Origin of the sequence: Kocuria rosea, from assembly GCF_023715525.1 — a bacterium.
GTDB classification, from domain to species: domain Bacteria; phylum Actinomycetota; class Actinomycetes; order Actinomycetales; family Micrococcaceae; genus Kocuria; species Kocuria rosea_A.
In genome coordinates this window covers 44,591-62,402 of record NZ_JAMBOG010000001.1, presented here as the reverse complement: position 1 = coordinate 62,402, position 17,812 = coordinate 44,591, and the positions used below count along the sequence as shown (strand labels likewise).

The 17,812-nt window shown below is 75.1% G+C and carries 14 protein-coding genes; 10 read left to right on the top strand and 4 right to left on the bottom strand.

All coding sequences use genetic code 11. From position 1 onward, the window contains the following. Window positions 1-136 precede the first annotated feature (136 nt). The 5 genes from M3185_RS00300 to M3185_RS00280 all read left to right on the top strand — a co-directional run bounded on the left by M3185_RS00300 (window position 137) and on the right by M3185_RS00280 (window position 6,196). The gene (locus tag M3185_RS00300; protein WP_374238445.1) at window positions 137-1,387 is read left to right on the top strand and encodes an endonuclease/exonuclease/phosphatase family protein; all 1,251 of its coding nucleotides are present in this window, start codon (window positions 137-139) and stop codon (window positions 1,385-1,387) included. Next, window positions 1,384-3,228: a pyruvate kinase gene (locus M3185_RS00295; protein ID WP_251331676.1), complete on the top strand. Its 1,845-nt coding sequence runs from the start codon at window positions 1,384-1,386 to the stop codon at window positions 3,226-3,228. The genes M3185_RS00300 and M3185_RS00295 overlap by 4 nt, the downstream gene beginning before the upstream one ends. 43 nt (window positions 3,229-3,271) lie before the next feature. Beyond that, window positions 3,272-4,246 (top strand): acyl-CoA thioesterase, encoded by a 975-nt coding sequence (locus M3185_RS00290; RefSeq protein ID WP_251331675.1) that lies wholly within the window; start codon window positions 3,272-3,274, stop codon window positions 4,244-4,246. A 103-nt stretch (window positions 4,247-4,349) separates the two neighbouring features. Continuing rightward, entirely contained in the window at window positions 4,350-5,141 is a 792-nt protein-coding gene (locus M3185_RS00285) for a di- and tripeptidase (RefSeq protein WP_251331674.1), read from the top strand. A 167-nt stretch (window positions 5,142-5,308) separates the two neighbouring features. Continuing rightward, window positions 5,309-6,196 (top strand): glycerophosphodiester phosphodiesterase, encoded by an 888-nt coding sequence (locus tag M3185_RS00280; protein ID WP_251331673.1) that lies wholly within the window; start codon window positions 5,309-5,311, stop codon window positions 6,194-6,196. A 91-nt stretch (window positions 6,197-6,287) separates the two neighbouring features. On the opposite strand, the gene purB is transcribed toward M3185_RS00280, so the two are convergent. Continuing rightward, complete coding sequence (purB, locus tag M3185_RS00275) at window positions 6,288-7,721, bottom strand: adenylosuccinate lyase (RefSeq protein ID WP_251331672.1); 1,434 nt, start codon at window positions 7,719-7,721, stop codon at window positions 6,288-6,290. Between the two features lie 167 nt (window positions 7,722-7,888). Between purB and M3185_RS00270 the strand changes: the two genes are divergently transcribed. From M3185_RS00270 to M3185_RS00250, 5 genes are all read left to right on the top strand, one after another. Then, entirely contained in the window at window positions 7,889-9,052 is a 1,164-nt protein-coding gene (locus M3185_RS00270) for a histidinol-phosphate transaminase (RefSeq protein ID WP_251331671.1), read from the top strand. Between the two features lie 56 nt (window positions 9,053-9,108). Beyond that, window positions 9,109-10,407: a thiamine pyrophosphate-dependent enzyme gene (locus tag M3185_RS00265; RefSeq protein WP_251331670.1), complete on the top strand. Its 1,299-nt coding sequence runs from the start codon at window positions 9,109-9,111 to the stop codon at window positions 10,405-10,407. Further along, complete coding sequence (locus tag M3185_RS00260; RefSeq protein WP_251331669.1) at window positions 10,404-11,387, top strand: alpha-ketoacid dehydrogenase subunit beta; 984 nt, start codon at window positions 10,404-10,406, stop codon at window positions 11,385-11,387. The genes M3185_RS00265 and M3185_RS00260 overlap by 4 nt, the downstream gene beginning before the upstream one ends. Window positions 11,388-11,506: 119 nt before the next feature. Beyond that, the gene (locus M3185_RS00255) at window positions 11,507-13,039 is read left to right on the top strand and encodes a dihydrolipoamide acetyltransferase family protein (protein WP_251331668.1); all 1,533 of its coding nucleotides are present in this window, start codon (window positions 11,507-11,509) and stop codon (window positions 13,037-13,039) included. A gap of 447 nt (window positions 13,040-13,486) precedes the next feature. Continuing rightward, complete coding sequence (locus M3185_RS00250) at window positions 13,487-14,716, top strand: aminotransferase class I/II-fold pyridoxal phosphate-dependent enzyme (protein ID WP_251331667.1); 1,230 nt, start codon at window positions 13,487-13,489, stop codon at window positions 14,714-14,716. Here the strand turns inward: M3185_RS00250 and M3185_RS00245 are convergent. From M3185_RS00245 to M3185_RS17275, 3 genes are all read right to left on the bottom strand, one after another. Continuing rightward, window positions 14,682-15,389, bottom strand: a complete 708-nt coding sequence (locus M3185_RS00245; protein WP_251331666.1) for a DNA-3-methyladenine glycosylase I — start codon at window positions 15,387-15,389, stop codon at window positions 14,682-14,684. The two genes, M3185_RS00250 and M3185_RS00245, sit on opposite strands and share 35 nt — an antisense overlap. 107 nt (window positions 15,390-15,496) lie before the next feature. Further along, entirely contained in the window at window positions 15,497-16,510 is a 1,014-nt protein-coding gene (locus M3185_RS00240) for a hypothetical protein (RefSeq protein WP_251331865.1), read from the bottom strand. Next, the gene (locus M3185_RS17275; RefSeq protein ID WP_308222157.1) at window positions 16,507-17,802 is read right to left on the bottom strand and encodes a sensor histidine kinase; all 1,296 of its coding nucleotides are present in this window, start codon (window positions 17,800-17,802) and stop codon (window positions 16,507-16,509) included. The genes M3185_RS00240 and M3185_RS17275 overlap by 4 nt, the downstream gene beginning before the upstream one ends. Between the last annotated feature and the right edge of the window lie 10 nt (window positions 17,803-17,812).

The following is a 17,812-nucleotide window of genomic DNA, read 5'->3' as shown; positions in this document are numbered from 1 at the left end:
CGTGCTCACGAGCCTAGCCCGCCGGTCGGGCGGGCGGGTCGTTCAACCGGTGTTCGCCCGGCCCCGCTACGGTGACCGGTGAGCGCGGGCGTCCGGTCCCGCGGACTGTGGACGGCCGGTCCCCGGGACGAGGACAATGATGGGCAGCAGCAAGGCGATCACGGCGGCCGGACTGGCCGCGGCCCTGGCGGCGGGCGCGACGGCGCCGGCCACGGCGGGGCAGGGGCACGGGCGGGACGCGGAGCACCGGAAGGAGCAGGCGGTGCAGGAACCGGTGCGGTTCATGACCTACAACGCCTCGCTGAACCGCGGGACCGAGGGGCGGCTCCGGGCGGACCTCACGGCCCCGGACGACCCGCAGGCGAAGGCGGTGGCCGAGGTGATCCAGCGCGCCGACCCGGACGTGCTGCTGGTCAACGAGTTCGACTTCGACGCCGGGGCCCGCTCCGCCGAGCTGTTCCGCACCCGCTACCTCGCCGTCGGCCAGAACGGCCTGGACCCCGTGGACTACCCCTACGTCTACACCGCCCCGGTGAACACGGGCGTGCCCTCCGGGCTGGACCTCGACCAGGACGGCGCCGTGGGCGGGCCCGGCGACGCCTGGGGCTTCGGGCTCTTCCCCGGCCAGTACGGCATGGTCGTGTACTCCAAGCACCCCGTCGACACGCACGGCGTGCGCACGTTCCGGGACTTCCGCTGGGCGGACATGCCCGGCAACCTCCTCCCCGCCGACTACTACACCCCTGAGCAGGCGGAGCAGCTGCGCCTGTCCAGCAAGTCCCACTGGGACGTGCCCGTGCGGATCGGCTCCCGCACCGTCCACGTGCTGGCCTCCCACCCCACCCCGCCGACGTTCGACGGGCCGGAGGACCGCAACGGGCGGCGCAACCACGACGAGATCCGGTTCTGGGCCGACTACGTGGGCGGCCCCGCGGCGTCGTCGTACGTCTACGACGACGAGGGCCGGCGCGGCGGGCTGGAGCCGGGGGCCCGCTTCGTGGTCATGGGCGACCAGAACGCCGACCCGCACGACGGCGACTCGTGGCCCGGGGCCGTCCAGCAGCTGCTCGGGCACCCCCGGGTGCAGGACCCGCTGCCCGCCTCCGCCGGCGGCCCCGAGGCCGCCGCCCGGCAGGGCGGGGCGAACCTCCGGCACGTCTCCGACCCGGCCCACGACACCGCGGACTTCAGCGACGACCCCGCCCCCGGCAACCTCCGGGCCGACTACGTGCTCCCGTCGAAGAACCTGCGGGTCGTGGGCTCCGGGGTGTTCTGGCCCGCCCCGGGCGAGCCCGGCGCGGAGCTGACCGGCGAGCACCCGTTCCCCACCTCCGACCACCGCCCCGTCTGGGTGGACGTCGCCCTGCCCGCCGGGGGCCGGGGATGACCCCCTCCCGGCAGGAGGAGGCCTCCGCGCTGCTGGACCGGGTCCTGGAGCTGGTCGACGTCGTCGCCCGCGCCCGCCGCCGGGCCGCGCGGGAGGTCGGGCAGGTCAACCCCCGGCACCGGCCCTCGGCGCTGAACCTCGTGGACTACGTGGCGGTGCGCAGCCAGGACGTCCGCGACCTGCAGCAGCGGCTGCGCGCGCTGGGGCTGTCCTCCCTGGGCCGGATGGAGGCCGGGGTGGAGCCGCACCTGCGCGCCGTCGTGGAGACCCTGCAGGTGCTCGCCGGCCGGACGGGGGAGGGGTGGGCCCTGGCCGGAGCGGGGGACCGGGCCGGTGACGGGGCCGGGGAGCCGGAGCTGCCGGGGGCCGAGGTGCTGCGGCGCAACACCGCCGCGCTGCTCGGCCCGGGCCGGGAGGACCGGGCCACCCGGATCATGGTCACCTTCCCCTCCGAGGCCGCCGGGGACGCGCGGCTCGTGGAGGACATGGTCCGCGCCGGCATGGACGTGGCCCGCATCAACTGCGCGCACGACGGCCCGGAGCAGTGGACGGCGATGATCGGCCACGTCCGGGCGGCCGAGCGGGCGCTCGGCCGGGAGGTGCGCGTGGCCATGGACCTGGCCGGGCCCAAGCTGCGCACCGGTCCCCTCGAGCCGGGCCCGCGGGTGCGGAAGATCAAGCCGGCGCGGGACGCCACCGGGCACGTCACGGCCCCCGCCCGCCTGTGGCTGGGCGAGCCGGACCCCGCGGTCGACGACGACGCCCCGGCCGTCCCCGTCGTCGAGCCCGCCTGGACCGCCGCGCGCACCCCGGGGGAGCGGCTGCGGCTCAAGGACGCCCGCGGCTCGGGGCGGAGCCTTCGCGTGCTCGAGGCCACCGGTCCCGGCGTGCTCGTGGAGTGCTCCCGGACCGTCTACTTCGCCACGGGCCTGGGCGTCGAGGCCGAGGACGGGTCGCGGGGCACCCTCGGCGAGCTGCCCGCCGTCGAGCAGTCCGTGCGCGTGCGCACGGGGGACACGCTGGTGCTGACCCGGGACATGTCCCCCGCCCCCGTGCGGGACACGGGACCCCACCGGATCGGCTGCTCGCTGCCGGAGGCGTTCGACGACGCCCGCGCGGGCCAGCCCGTGTGGATCGACGACGGGAAGATCCACGGCCGGATCCGCTCCGTCACCCCCGACGAGATCGAGCTCGAGGTGCTGCAGGCCGGGCCCGGCGGCACGCGGCTGCGGGCCGAGAAGGGCATCAACCTCCCCGAGACGGACCTGGGCATCGCCGCGCTGACCGCGGAGGACCGCGCGCACCTGCCGTTCGTGGCCGAGCACGCGGACATCGTCAGCATGTCCTTCGTGCGCTCGCGCGAGGACGTGGCGGACCTGCTGCGGGAGCTGGAGGCCATCGGCGACCACGCCCTGGACGTCACCCTGAAGATCGAGACGGTCGGCGGCTTCGAGGCGCTGCCCCTCATGCTGCTCGAGGCCATGCGCTGGGAGGACGTGGGGGTGATGATCGCCCGCGGCGACCTCGCCGTCGAGGCCGGGTTCGAGCGGCTGGCCGAGGTGCAGGAGGAGATCCTGTGGCTGTGCGAGGCCGGGCACGTCCCGGTCGTGTGGGCCACCCAGGTGCTCGAGTCCCTCGCCAAGAAGGGCCTGCCGTCCCGGGCCGAGGTCACCGACGCGGCGATGGGCCAGCGCGCCGAGTGCGTGATGCTCAACAAGGGCCCGTTCGTGGTCGCGGCGATCGAGGCGCTCGACGACATCCTCGTGCGCATGCAGGGCCACGCCGAGAAGAAGTCGGACATGCTCCGGCGGCTCCGCGCCTGGGCCCCGCTCGTCGACTGACCGCGCAGGGTGAGCCCCGCCACGCCCGTGGCACACTGGTGGCATGGCCGCCCGTGACACCGCCGTCCTCCGCTTCCTCGCCGCCCCGACCGACGCCGGGCGCACCGGCACCGTGGACGGCGGCCGCGTGCTCGAGTGGATCGACCGGGCCGCGTACGCCTGCGCGGTCGGCTGGTCCCGCTCGTACAGCGTGACGGCGTACGTGGGCAACATCCACTTCGACCGCCCGGTGTGCGTGGGCGACATGGTCGAGGTCGCGGCGAAGATCGTCCACACCGGCCGCTCCTCGATGCACATCCGCGTGGAGGTCGCCTCCGCGGACCCGCGCGAGCCAGGGGTCACCCTCAAGGACACCTGCCTGATCATCATGGTGGCCGTCGACGGCAACGGCCGGCCCGTCCCCGTCCCGCAGTGGGCGCCGGAGACCGAGTACGAGCGCCGGCAGCAGGCGATCACGCAGCGGCGGATCGAGCTGCGCGACCGCATCGAGGCGCTGATGGCCGAGCAGAGGTACACGGACGAGGGCACCGCCGAGGAGACCGTGCTGCGCTTCCTCGCCGCGCCCACGGACGTCAACTGGGGCGGGAAGGTGCACGGCGGGACGGCCATGCGCTGGATCGACGAGGCCGCCTACGTGTGCGGGTCCCGGTGGGCCGGCCGGCCCGTGATCGCCGTCTACGCCGGCGGGGTCCGCTTCTACCGGCCCATGCACATCGGCCACCTGGTCGAGATCCGGGCCCGGCTCATCCACACCGCCGCCCGCGGCCTGCACGTCTCCGTCAACTGCTGGTCCGGGGACCCCACCACCGGCGAGCTGCAGCTGACCACCAACTGCCTCATGGTCATGGTCGCCCTCGACGACGAGGGCCGCGCCCTGCCCGCCCGGCCGTGGGAGCCCGTCAGCCAGGAGGACCGGGACCTGGACGCCTTCGCCCGCGAGCTCGTGCGGCTGCGGGCCGAGTTCCCCGACTCCTTCCAGCACGTCGACCCGTCCGTCTCGCGCCTGCCCGGCGGCTGAGCCCGGGCGCCTCCGCCGTGGGCGAATCCCCGGTCCTGGGCTGCGCGCCGTGCCTATAGTGGGGCCGAGACCGCCGTCCCCGGCCCCAAGGAGAGCACGTCCCATGGACTTCAACCCCCTGAACAAGGCGTTCGACGAGCAGGGCAGGCCGAAGCCCGCCATGAACAAGGTCCTCGACACCGTGCTGCGCGTGCAGCGGCCGGTGGTGCTGAAGTTCGTGCAGAAGGAGCGCTCCGAGCACCCGGACGAGACGCCCCAGCAGCTCGCCGAGCGGCTCGAGAAGATCTACCTCCGCTCCGTGACCGTGGGCGGCGGGGCCGTGGGCGCGACGGCCGTGGTCCCCGGCGTCGGCACGATCGCGTCGCTGGGGCTGTCCTCCTTCGCGGTGGTCGGCTACCTGGAGGCCACCGCCCTCTACGCCCAGGCGATCGCGGAGCTGCACGGCGTGCACACCGAGGACCCCGAGCGGACCCGCACCATGGTGATGGCCCTCATGCTCGGCGAGGACGGCAAGCAGGTGATGAACCAGATCCTGGCCAGCGGCACCAAGGGCAAGGGCCTCGTCTCCTCGTGGGGCCTGATGATGGGCAGGGACGACTCCAAGACCTTCGACGTCGGGCGCACCATCCGCAACATGTTCGTCAAGCGCTTCATCGCCCGCCAGACCGGTGCGGTCTTCGGCCGCGCCCTGCCGTTCGGCGTGGGCGCGATCGTGGGCGGCGGCGCGAACCTCGCCATGGCCAAGCAGGTCATCGCCGCGACCCACGAGGCGTTCGGCCCCCTGCCGGCGAGCTTCCCGGCCGATCTCGCCACCGCGAGGCGCGCCCCCCGGTTCCGCGACCGCACGGGCGGGAAGGACACCGCCCGCGGCGAGATCCAGGGCGAGCAGCAGTAGCCCCACCGCTTCCCGGAGCGCTCCGGCCGACGACGCCCCGCGGGCCCGCCCGCGGGGCGTCGTCGGCATTTCACCCCGACGTGCCCCTCGTTGGCCGCTCGTTCACCGCCGCTCCCTAGCCTCGGGAGCGAGCGGCGGAGACCGCCGCCCCGAGCCGAGGGAGCGCCGTGCGACCGACCGTCTACGCCCACCGCGGATCCAGCGCCGCCTACGCGGAGCACACCCGCGCCGCCTACGTCCAGGCCCTGCTCGACGGCGCCGACGGCGTCGAGTGCGACGTGCACCTGACCCGCGACGGGCAGCTCGTGCTCCACCACGACGCCCAGCTCGGGCGCACCAGCGACGGCCGCGGCCCCGTCTCCGCGCGCACGCTCGCCGAGCTGCGCGGCCTGGACTGGAGCTCCTGGAAGGGCGTCGAGGTCCCGCCCACCCACGGGGCCGCGGACCGGCAGCTGCTGAGCCTGCCCGAGCTGCTGGAGCTGCTGCGCGACGCCGGCCGCCCCGTGGGCCTGGCCGTCGAGACGAAGCACCCGAGCCCGTACGGCCACCGGCTCGAGGAGGAGCTCCTGGCCCTGCTGATGCGCGAGGGCTGGGACCCCGAGACCGGCCGGCTGGACAACATCGACGTCTCGCTCATGAGCTTCCACCCCGACGCCGTGCGCTACCTCCTGGAGTCGGTCCCGCCCCGGCTCGTGTGCCAGCTCGTGGAGACCACCACCCGGCGCACCGTGCGGGAGAGCCTGCGGGTGAGCGGGGCGGCCGCGGCCGTGCTGCACGCGGGCATGCGCCTCGTCGTGCCCCCGGCCGTCCCGGTGATCAGCGGCGGGCTCGTGGGCCTCGCCGGCCCGGGCATCGACTTCGTCCGCGCCCACCCGGAGCTGGTCCGGCAGTGGCACGCGGACGGCTCCGTGCTGCGGGTGTGGACGGTCGACGAGCGGCGGGACGTGGAGCTGTGCCAGGCGCTGGGCGTCCAGGAGCTGACGACCAACCGGCCCGCCGAGGTCCTGCAGTGGACGGGCTCCGCGCTCACGGGCGCCCCCACCCTGAGCCGGTGAGCGCTGCCGCCGGCGGGGAGGGCGGCACCGCGGGGACACGGCAGGGCCCCCTCCGGGAGACCGGACGGGGCCCTGTGCGCGGGACGGAGGCTCAGCAGGCCAGGTAGTCCACGAGCTGCGACGCGATGCCCGTGTACGTGGCGGGCGTGAGCTCGGACAGCCGCCGCTCCGCCGCGGGGGGCAGGCCCAGCCCGGCCACGAACTCCTTGAGCCGGGCCGCGTCCACCCGCTGCCCGCGGGTGAGGTCCTTGAGCCGCTCGTAGGGGTTGTCCATCCCCGCGACGCCCGCGACGGCCTCGGCGCGCATCACCATCTGGATCGCCTCGGCCAGCACCTCCCAGTTCTGGTCGAGGTCCGCGGCCAGGACGTCCTCGGCGACGTCGAGCCGGGCCAGGCCCTTGACCACGTTGGAGACCGCGAGCAGCGAGTGGCCGAAGGCCACGCCGATGTTGCGCTGGGAGGAGGAGTCCGTGAGGTCGCGCTGCCAGCGGGACGTCACGAGCGTGGCGGCCAGGGTGTCCAGCAGGGCGTTGGAGAGCTCCAGGTTCGCCTCGGCGTTCTCGAACCGGATGGGGTTGACCTTGTGCGGCATGGTCGAGGAGCCGGTGGCGCCCTCGACCGGGATCTGCTGGAAGTAGCCGATGGAGATGTAGGACCAGACGTCCGTGCAGAGGTTGTGCAGGATCCGGTTGAAGCGGGCCACGTCCGCGTAGAGCTCCGCCTGCCAGTCGTGGGACTCGATCTGGGTGGTCAGCGGGTTCCAGGTCAGTCCCAGGCCCTCCACGAAGGTGCGGGAGACCTCGGTCCAGTCCGCGTCCGGGACGGAGGCGTAGTGCGCGGCGTACGTGCCGGTGGCGCCGTTGATCTTGCCGAGGTACTCGGTGCGCTCGATCCGGGCGAGCTGGCGGGACAGGCGGTGGGCGACCACGGCCATCTCCTTGCCCAGGGTCGTGGGCGTGGCGGGCTGGCCGTGGGTGCGGGAGAGCATCGGGGTGCCCGCCGCGGAGCGGGCGAGCTCCTCGAGGTCGGCCACGAGGCCCCGGGCGGCGGGCAGCCACACGTCGGTCACCGCGTCCTTGATCCCCAGCGCCCACGCGAGGTTGTTGATGTCCTCCGACGTGCAGCCGAAGTGCACCAGCGGGACGAGGTGCTCGAGCCCGAGGGCGGGCAGGCGGCGGCCGATGTAGTACTCGACGGCCTTGACGTCGTGGACGGTGACGGCCTCGATCCCGGCGAGCTCGGCCACCGCGTCCGTGTCGAAGTCCGTGACGATCCGGCGCAGCCCGGCCTTCTGCTCCTCGTCGAGCGGGGAGAGCCCGGGGAGCACGGCCCGCTCGGCCAGGTGGACGAACCACTCGACCTCCACGTGCACGCGGTTGCGGTTGAGCGCCGCCTCGGAGAGGTGGTCGACCAGCGGGGCGACCACGGGCTGGTAGCGGCCGTCGAGCGGGCCCAGCGCGACGGGCGGGACGGCGGCGGCGAGCGCGGCGCGCCCGGAGGACAGGATGCGGTTCGTGGTGGGCATGGGCCCATTCTCCCACGGTCCCCGGGCCCTCCCGGGCGGACGATTTGTCGTCCGTCGCCAACTTTGGCAGGACCCGGTTGTAGCTTTCGCGCCGAAAAGCACCGGGTCGTCCGGAGCGGCGTCATCCACCGGGGAACCCCGGGGGGAGCGGGGATAGCATAACCTCCATGAGTGCCAACGACGCTGCCCACACGCCGCTCGGAGAACCCGCGGCCGGAGGGACGACCACCGCCACCACCCCGGCGGTCCGACCGCGCCCCGCTCTGTCCCGCCTGCCCCGCTACGCCGCCGGCAAGCCGCCGGTCGCCGTGGAGGGCTTCGCCTCCTACAAGCTCTCCTCCAACGAGAACCCGTTCGGGCCCGTCCCGGCCGTCCGCGACGTCCTGGCCCGCTGGGAGGACGTCCACCGCTACCCCGAGACCACCTCCGCGGAGCTGCGCGAGGTCCTCGGCGAGTTCCTGGGCGTGCCCGCCGAGGACATCGTCACCGGCGCCGGCAGCCTCGGCGCCCTCAACCAGCTGCTCGGCGCCTTCGTGGGCGCCGGCGAGGACGGCGCCCCGGACGAGGTCGTCCACGCGTGGCGCTCCTTCGAGGCCTACCCCATCAGCATCGGGCTCTCGGGCGGGCTCGGCGTGCCGGTGCCCAACCGCCGCGACGGCTCCCACGACCTCGAGGCGATGGCCGCGGCCGTGACCGGGCGCACGAAGGTCGTGCTGCTGTGCACGCCCAACAACCCCACGGGCCCCAGCCTCACCACCGCCCAGGCCGAGGACTTCCTGGCCGCGGTGCCCCGCGACGTCGTCGTCGTGATCGACGAGGCCTACCAGGAGTTCCAGCGCCGGGACGACCTGGTCGACGGCATCGAGATGTACCGCCGGCACCCCAACGTCGTCGTGCTGCGGACGTTCTCGAAGGCGCACGGGCTGGCCGGGCTGCGGATCGGCTACTCGGTGGCCCGCCCGGAGATCACCCAGTACCTGCGCCAGGCCGCGCCCGCCTTCTCGGTCACGGACCTCGCCCAGCGCGCCGCCATCGCGTCGGTGCGCCACTACGACGAGGTCGCGGAGCGGGTCCAGCGCGTCGTCGACGAGCGCGAGCGCGTCCTGGCGGGCCTCGACGCCCTCGACTGGCCGTACCCCGAGACCCAGGCCAACTTCGTGTGGCTGAACCTCGGCGAGCACAGCGGGGCCTTCGCCGAGCTGTGCGACGCCCACGCCCTCGCCGTGCGCCGCTTCGGCGCCGAGGGGATCCGGGTGACCATCGGGGAGCCCGAGGCCAACACCCGGCTGCTGCAGCTGTGCGCGCAGTTCCCCCACCCGCCCGTGCTCTGACCCGAGCACGCCCCTGACCTGCTCCGAGCCGAGCAATCCGAAAGGACGTCCTGACCATGGATGCCGCCCCATCGTCCCCGGCCGCCCACGCGCCGGGCCGCGCCGCCGCCGCACCGCAGGTGCGCACCCGCCTGGTGCGCCTGCTGGACCGTGACGGCCGTCTCGGCGAGGACCCCGTCTTCTCGCCCCACGTCGGCGACATCGGGACGGAGGAGCTGCGCGGGCTCTACCGCTCGATGGCGCTCGCCCGCCGCTTCGACGAGGAGGCCCACAACCTCCAGCGTCAGGGCGAGCTCGTGCTGTGGGCGCCGATGCGCGGGCAGGAGGCCGCCCAGGTGGGCTCCGTGCGCGCGGTGCTCCCGGACGACCACGTCTTCCCGACCTACCGGGAGCACGCGGTGGCGATCGAGCGGGGCGTCGACCCCGCCGAGCTCCTCACCGTCTTCCGCGGGCACGCCGCCGGGGGGTGGAAGCCGAGCGAGCACCACATGGGCGTGTACTCGATCGTGCTGGGCTGCCAGGTCCCGCACGCCGTCGGCTACGCCATGGGCATGGACCTGGACCGCCGCGCCGCCGAGGCCGAGGGGCGCGAGGCCGCGCCCGGCGCCGCCCTGGTGTACTTCGGCGACGGCACCTCCACCCAGGGCGAGGTGCACGAGGGCATGGTCTTCGCCGCGTCCTACGACGCGCCCGTCGTCTTCTTCGTGCAGAACAACCAGTGGGCGATCTCCGTGCCGTTCAGCACCCAGTCCCGGGTGCCCCTGGCCGAGCGCGCGGCGGGCTACGGGTTCGAGGGGATCCGCGTGGACGGCAACGACGTCCTCGGCGTCCTGGCCGTCACCCGCTACGCCCTCGAGAAGGCGCGCCGCGGGGAGGGCCCCGTGCTCGTGGAGGCCGAGACCTACCGCCTCGGCGCCCACACCACCGCCGACGACCCCACCAAGTACCGGGACCGGGAGGACGAGCGGCGCTGGGCCGAGCTCGACCCGCTGGTGCGCCTCGAGACGCACCTGCGGGAGTGCCACGGCACCGGCGACGACTTCTTCGCGGCCGTGGCCGCCGACGCCCAGGTGTTCGCCGACGCCGCCCGCGCCCACGTGCTGGCGATGTCCCCGCCCCGGTTCGAGGAGTTCTTCGACAAGCCCTACGCCGAGCCGCACCCCCTCGTCGAGGAGGAGCGCGCCTGGTACGCCGCCTACCAGGCGGGTTTCGCGGACGACGACGCGGAGGGCGGCGACGGGGCCGGTCCGGCCGGTCCCGACCGCGGCACGCAGGCGTCGGGCCTGACCGTCGCCGCCGATCCCGACCACCCCGCCGAGGGCACCGCCTCGGGGACCCAGGAGGACCTCGCATGAACGACGTCGCGACCCTGACGCTCGCGAAGGCCGTCAACGCCGGCCTGCGCCGGGCGATGGAGGACAACCCCAAGGTCATGCTCATGGGCGAGGACATCGGGTCCCTGGGCGGGGTGTACCGCGTCACCGAGGGGCTGAAGCGGGACTTCGGGGCCCACCGTGTGCTCGACACCCCGCTGGGGGAGGCCGGGATCGTGGGCACCGCCGTGGGCCTGGCGATGCGCGGCTACCGGCCCGTGTGCGAGATCCAGTTCGACGGCTTCTCGTTCCCGGCGTTCAACCAGATCACCACCCAGCTCGCCAAGATGCGCAACCGCACCAGCGGGGACGTCACCGTCCCGGTGACGATCCGCATCCCCTACGGCGGGGTCATCGGCTCCGTCGAGCACCACTCGGAGTCCCCGGAGGCGCTGTTCGCCCACACGGCCGGGCTGCGCATCGTCACCCCGTCCAACGCCCAGGACGCGTACTGGATGACCCAGCAGGCCATCGCGTGCGAGGACCCGGTCATCGTCTTCGAGCCCAAGCGCCGCTACTGGCTCAAGGGCGCCGTGGACACGCAGCGCCCCACCGCCGACCCGTTCTGCGCCCAGGTGGTCCGCCCGGGCGAGGACGCCACCGTCGTGGCCTACGGGCCCCTCGTGCCCGTCGCCCTCGCCGCGGCGGAGGCCGCCGCGGAGGACGGGCGCAGCGTCGAGGTCATCGACCTGCGCTCGCTCTCGCCCATCGACTTCGACACCCTCGAGGACTCCGTGCGCCGGACCGGCCGCCTCGTCGTCGCCCACGAGGCGCCGACCTTCGGCGGGCTCGGCGGGGAGATCGCCGCGCGCATCACCGAGCGGGCGTTCTACTCCCTGGAGGCCCCGGTGCTGCGCGTCGGTGCGTTCCACATGCCCTACCCCGTGGCGGCCGTCGAGGACCAGTACGTGCCCGACCTCGACCGGATCCTGGAGGCCCTGGACCGGTCCTTCGCCTACTGAGCCCAGCCGAGCCCTGCCGAGCCCTGTCGGCGCCTGCCGACGCGTGCCGGCGACCGCCGAACCGGTCGCCGGCCCGGGCCGCCGCCGCCGCGGGGGCCCGTGAGAGAGGAAGTGGAAACATGCCCCAGATCTTCAAGTTGCCCGACGTGGGCGAGGGCCTGACCGAGGCCGAGATCCTGGCGTGGAAGGTCGCGCCGGGGGAGACCGTGACGGTCAACCAGGTGCTCGTGGAGATCGAGACGGCGAAGTCCGTCGTCGAGCTGCCCTCCCCGTACGCCGGGACGGTCCTGGACCTGCTCGTGCCCGAGGGCGGCACCGTCGAGGTCGGGACCCCGATCATCGCGGTGGCCTCCCCCGGGGAGACCGCGGGCGCCGCCCCGGCCGCCGGTCCGCGGGCGGCAGCCGCGTCCGCCCCGGCGCGGGAGGAGCAGGCCGAGGAGTCCCGTCCGCTCGTGGGCTCGGGGCCCAAGGCGGACCCGGTGCGCCGCCGCCGCCGGAGCGCCCCGGCCCCGGAGGCCGTCCCCGCCGCGCCGGCCGCCGCGGAGCCCGCCCGCTCGGCGGGGTGGACGGAGAAGCTCTCCCGCGGCGCCCTGGTCGGCGGGCTCGGCGGCTCCCTGGGCGGCAGCCTGGGCAACGGTCTCGGCAGCGGCCTGGGCAACGGCCTCGGCAGCGCGGCGCAGGGCCTCGCCGACCGCGCGGCACGCCTCGCCGAGGACCGCGGGGTCTGGCGCCGGCCCGGCCGCGGGGACGAGCCCGGCACCCCGCCGGCCGCGACCCCGCCCCGCCGGCCGGCGCTCGCGAAGCCCCCGGTGCGCAAGGCCGCCCGCGACCTGGGCATCGACCTCGCCGACGTCCCGGCGACCGGGGCCGCCGGCCAGATCACCAAGCAGGACCTGCTGGCCCACGCCGCGCGGCTGCGCGAGGCCGGCGCCCGGCGCCCGGCCGCGGCACCGGGCCAGGACGGGCGGATCGAGCGGATCCCGGTCAAGGGCGTGCGCAAGGCCACCGCGCAGAACATGGTGCGCAGCGCCTTCAGCGCCCCGCACGCATCGGTGTTCGTGGACCTCGACGCCTCACGGACCATGGAGTTCGTCCAGCGGCTCAAGGCCGCCCCGGACTACGCGGGGGTCAAGGTCACGCCGCTGCTGGTCCTGGCGAAGGCGGTCATGTGGGCGGTGGCCCGCACCCCGCAGGTCAACGCGACGTGGACGGACGAGGAGATCCTCGTGAAGCACTTCGTCAACCTCGGCATCGCGGCGGCCACGCCCCGGGGGCTCATGGTGCCCAACATCAAGGACGCCCAGGACCTGAGCCTGCGCGAGCTCGCCGTGGCCCTGGACGAGCTCTCCCGCACGGCGCGCGCGGGCCGCACCCAGCCGGCGGACATGCAGGGCGGGACCGTGACCATCACCAACATCGGGCCCCTCGGCCTGGACACGGGGACCCCGATCATCAACCCCGGCGAGGTGGCCATCGTCGCCTTCGGCAGCATCAAGCAGAAGCCGTGGGTCGTGGACGGCGCCGTGGTGCCCCGCTGGGTGACCACCCTGGGCGGATCGTTCGACCACCGGGTGGTCGACGGGGACCTCGCCGCCCGCTTCATCGCCGACGTCGCCCGGATCCTCGAGGAGCCGGCCCTGCTCCTGGACTGAGCCGCGGCCCCGGGCACGGCAACGGCCCCGTACCGGAAGGTACGGGGCCGTCTGCTCCGCCGTCGACGGGCGGTTCCGCGGCCTGCGGCTCTCCCCGCCGGGCCCTCGGCCCGGCACCGCACTCCACGGACGGCGGGTGGTCGTTCCCCGCGCCCGGTGTCCCACCGGTACGGATCCGCGATTGAAATCCCCCCAGACACAATCACACATCTCATTCACGATGGATCACCGCGGGACACGAGCCGCGGTGGCGACCGACCCGGTCGGCCCCCGGTGCTCGCACCGGCGACCTGTCCCCCCACGCCCGGCGGCCGCCTCAGCGCGCCCCCCTGACGTCCAGGACTGGCACCAGTATGTCCCAGGCCTGGACGAAAGTCTGTCCCCCGAAGTGCGCATGACCTGGCGTGACGGACATCACCTCCGGGGTCCCGGCCGTAGGCTGGGGCCATGCCCCGCCCCGCCCCGCCCCGCCCCTCCACCCGCTCCGCCGTCCCGGCCTTCCGGGTGATGGAGATCCTCGCCGCCGTCGAGCGCCTCCGGGCCGAGGGCCGGGACGTCGTCTCCCTGTGCGCGGGCGAGCCCTCCGGCGGAGCGCCCCGGGCCGTGGCCCGGGCGGCCGCGCGCGTGCACGCCCGCAACGAGGGCCTCGGGTACACCCCGGCCCTCGGCACCGAGCCGCTGCGCCGGGCCGTGGCCGGCCACTACGCCCGGTGGTACGGCCTCGAGGTCTCTCCGGAGGACGTCGCGATCACCACGGGGGCCTCCGGGGCGCTGGTGCTGACCTTCCTGGCGGCGTTCGACGTGGGGGACCGGGTCGCGGTGTGCCGGCCCGGCTACCCGGCCTACCGCAACACCCTGGCCGCCCTCGGCGCGGACGTGGTCGAGCTCGACTGCGGCCCGGCCACGCGCTTCCAGCCCACGCCCGCGATGCTCGACGCCGCGGCCGCCCGGCACGGACCGCTGCGCGGCCTCGTGGTGGCGGGCCCGGCCAACCCCACCGGCACCCTGCTCGCCCCGGAGGAGCTCGCGGCGCTCGCGCGCTGGTGCGCCGAGCACGGGACCCGGCTGATCAGCGACGAGATCTACCACGGGATCGTGCACGCGGCCCCGGAGGGGGCCGGCCGACCCGGCGGGCGGCCGTACCGGGGGGCCAGCGCCTGGGAGCACGACCGGGACGCGGTGGTCATCTCGTCGTTCTCCAAGTACTGGGGGATGACCGGGTGGCGCCTCGGCTGGGCGCTGCTGCCCCGGGACCTGGTGGCGCCCGTCGACGCGCTCGCCGGCAACGTGAGCCTCTGCCCGCCGGCCGCGGCGCAGCACGCCGCCGTCGAGGCGTTCTCTGAGGAGTCCTACGCGGCCGCCGACCGCGCGGTCGAGGGCTTCGCCCGCTCCCGGGGGCTGCTCCTGGACGCCCTGCCCGCCCTGGGCTGGGGGGAGACCGCCCCGGCGGACGGGGCGTTCTACCTCTACGCCGAGCTCGGGGAGCAGCTCGAGCGCCACGGCAGCTCGCTGGAGTGGTGCCGGCGGCTGCTCGAGGCCGAGGCCGTGGCGGTCGTGCCCGGACTGGACTTCGACGCGGCCCGCGGCCACCGCACGGTCCGGCTCTCCTTCGCGGCGGGGCCCGACCGGGTGGAGGAGGCGATCAGGCGGATCCTGCGCTTCCAGGCCCGGCCCTGAAGCACTCCGCGAGGTGTCCCGGGAGCACCCCGGTGCGCAGCAGGAACTGGTGGGCGGTCGTGGGGCCCACGAACACGAGGCCCCGCTCCTTGAGCCGGGCGGCGAGCCGGTCGCCCTCCGGGGACCGGGCGGGCAGCTCCAGCACGGTGCGCGGCGGCTCCGCGCGGACCGGCCGCAGGCCCTCGAGAAGCTCGGCCCACTCGCCCGGGCCCCGCTCGGCGCACGCGCGGGCGTTGTGCACCACGGCGGCGATCTTGGTCCGGTTGCAGATCACCGCGGGATCGAGCAGCAGCTCGTCGACGTCGTCCTCCGTCATCCGGGCGACCTCCTCCGGGGCGAAGCCCCGGAACGCCCGGTGCAGCCCGTCCCGGCGCTGGGCGATGCTCCAGCGGGCCAGGCCGGCCTGGAGGATCTCGAGGCACAGGGCCTCGAAGAGGCCGGCGGAGGAGCGGGGCGCGGTGCCCCAGCGCCGGTCGTGCTCCTCGAGGACCTCCGGGCCGGTGGCGGCCCAGGGGCAGCGGCGCAGGCCGTCGCCGCAGAGCACGGCGCGGAAGGCGTCGGCGGCGGCGGTGCTCCCGGGAACCGCCGCGGGGCCGGCCCCGGGCGGGGCCGGTGGCGCGGACGGGGGCGTGGGGTCGGGGTGCGGCGCGTGGCCGTCGGCGGGGCTGTCCATGGCCCCACCGTAGGGACGGCCCCGGTCCGGGGCGGCGCCGGGGCGGAGCGCTGTGGACGGGGCGGGCCCGGCCGCGGCGACCGGCCCGCGGTGCAGTGCGGACGCCGTCAGAACCGGGAGACCTCGCCGGTGCCGTCGGCGATCTCGATGGCCACGGGCTCCTCGTCCGCGGTGTTGCCGTCGTGCACGATGAACACCGCCGTGGGGTCCCCCTCGGGGAAGGCCCGGATCGTGACGGACCCGGACGTCGCGGCGTTGAGCACCTCCATGGCCTGGCGGGTGGCGGCGCGCAGCACGGCCGTGGGCAGGGGCTTGCCGCGCTCGTCGAGGATGTCCACCTGGACCCCCCGGGCCCGGGCCGCCCGGGCGATCTCGAGCAGGTAGGACGTGGCCAGCGCGCGGCCGCGGATCGAGTCCCGCAGCTGCGCCTCGGTGAGCCGGAACTGGTCGATCTCGTAGTCCGTGACGGGGGAGGCGTCGTGCGCGATCCGCTCGAGCAGCCCGCCGGCGAGGCGGCGCACCTCCTGGACGCGCTGGACGGAGGCGTTGACGACGTCCCGCTCGGCCTCGTCGTGCGTGCGGGCGGAGATCACCATCTCCCGGGCCTCGGCGAAGGCGGTGGAGGCCCGGTCGTACTCCCGGGCGATGAGCTGGCTCGCGAGGAGCAGGGCCGCGGCCGCGGCGTTGCTCAGGGCGGCGTCCCACGCCCCGAGACCGGAACGGGCGCCCCACGTCATCGAGATCGCCACCGCGATGACGAGCGTGGCCCAGCCCCACCCGCCGCGCCGGCGGATGCCCAGCACCACCAGGAACCCGTCGAAGCCGAGGGTGAACCACTGCCCGCCGAACAGCTCCGCCCGCGGGTCCAGGGCGTCGTAGGAGCGCTGGATCGACACCAGCATGAGGAGCACGGCCAGCAGCACGGGCAGGTCGGGCAGCCGCCGCCGCCCGTACGGGTGGACGACCAGGGCCACGGCCACCACGTAGGTGACGAGCGCGGCCTGCATCAGGTCCGGCTTGTCCATCTCCCGGGTCAGGAGCACGCCGAGCACCACGGGGATGAGGAAGAAGACGGCCGTGGCGACGACGGTCAGGGGGTGGAAGAGGGCCCGGAAGATCACGGCTGGGCGTCCCGGGGCCAGAGGACGGTGACGCGGGTGCCGCGGCCGGGGGCGGCGTCCACGTCCACGGCGCCGCCCACCTGCTCCACGTTGCCCAGGATGGACACGCGCACCCCCAGCCGGCGGGAGTCGATGCTGCGGACCTGGAACCCGCGGCCCCGGTCCACGACCTGGAAGCGCAGGTAGAAGCCCTCGGGGTTGATGGGGGTGGGCGGGCAGATGCCGCCGTCCATGGTGACGAACGTGACGTCCGTGCCGGAGTGGCGGGCGCTGTTGGACACGGCCTCGGTGATGGCCTGCACGAGCGCCTGCGCGGTCTCGGTCGGGATGAGCGGGCGGGGCTCGCCCGGGGGCCGGATGTAGGGCGTGATGCTGTTGAAGCGCACGCGGGTGCGCCACGGGGACAGGGACTCCAGCAGGTCGTCCAGGAGGACGTGCACCATGGTGGTGCCCTGGCCCCGGGCGCGGCGCTCCTCGAGCGCGAGGACGTCCAGGGCCCGCTGGGCCAGCACCCGGGTGCCGCGCTGGACGGGGCCCGGGGCCCGGCCGGCGTCCAGGAGGGCGGCCATAACGTTGTCGTGGATCAGCCGGTCCAGCCGCTCCTGCTCCCCGGCCTGGGAGCGGGAGCGGTTGAGCTGCAGCTCCTGGGCGATCGCGTCGGCGTAGACCCGGTCCGCGTTCCGCCCGCCCCGGGCGACGAGACTGATGAGCAGGACGATGATCACCCCGAAGGCGACCCGGCTCGTGGCGTCGAACAGCACGTCCATGACGTCCGGGGCGGCCGCCGTGCGGACCATGACGGCGACGTAGACGCCCGTCACCGCCACCAGGTACCCCACGGCCAGCTCCGGGCCCCACACGACCGCGACGGCGGCCGCGGCGAGCAGGATGAAGGGCTCCACCCAGGGGTCCTGGGGCGGCGGGGTGCCGGTCCACGCGAGCGGCAGGGCCAGCACGGCGAGCGCCACGAGCAGCGGGGCCGTCACGACCGGCCACGTCCGCACCCGCTGCCGCGCGCCCTGCAGGAGCAGCACCCCCGCGTCGAGCAGCAGGGCGAGGAGGAAGGCGAGGTGCCACCGCTCGAACGCCCGCAGCTGGTCCTCGAGGATGGTGAGGGACTCCAGGAACAGGGCGACGGCGACGAGCCCCTGGCAGATGTTGGCGAGCAGGTGGATCCGGTAGGAGTTCATCCCCAGCTCCTGCGGGGTCGCCGGGACCAGGAGGCCGGTGCGGCGGCGGCGGGCCGGGACCTTCCGGTAGGCGAGCGGGGGCCGGGAGGCTGCGGGGCTCACGGAGCGGGGC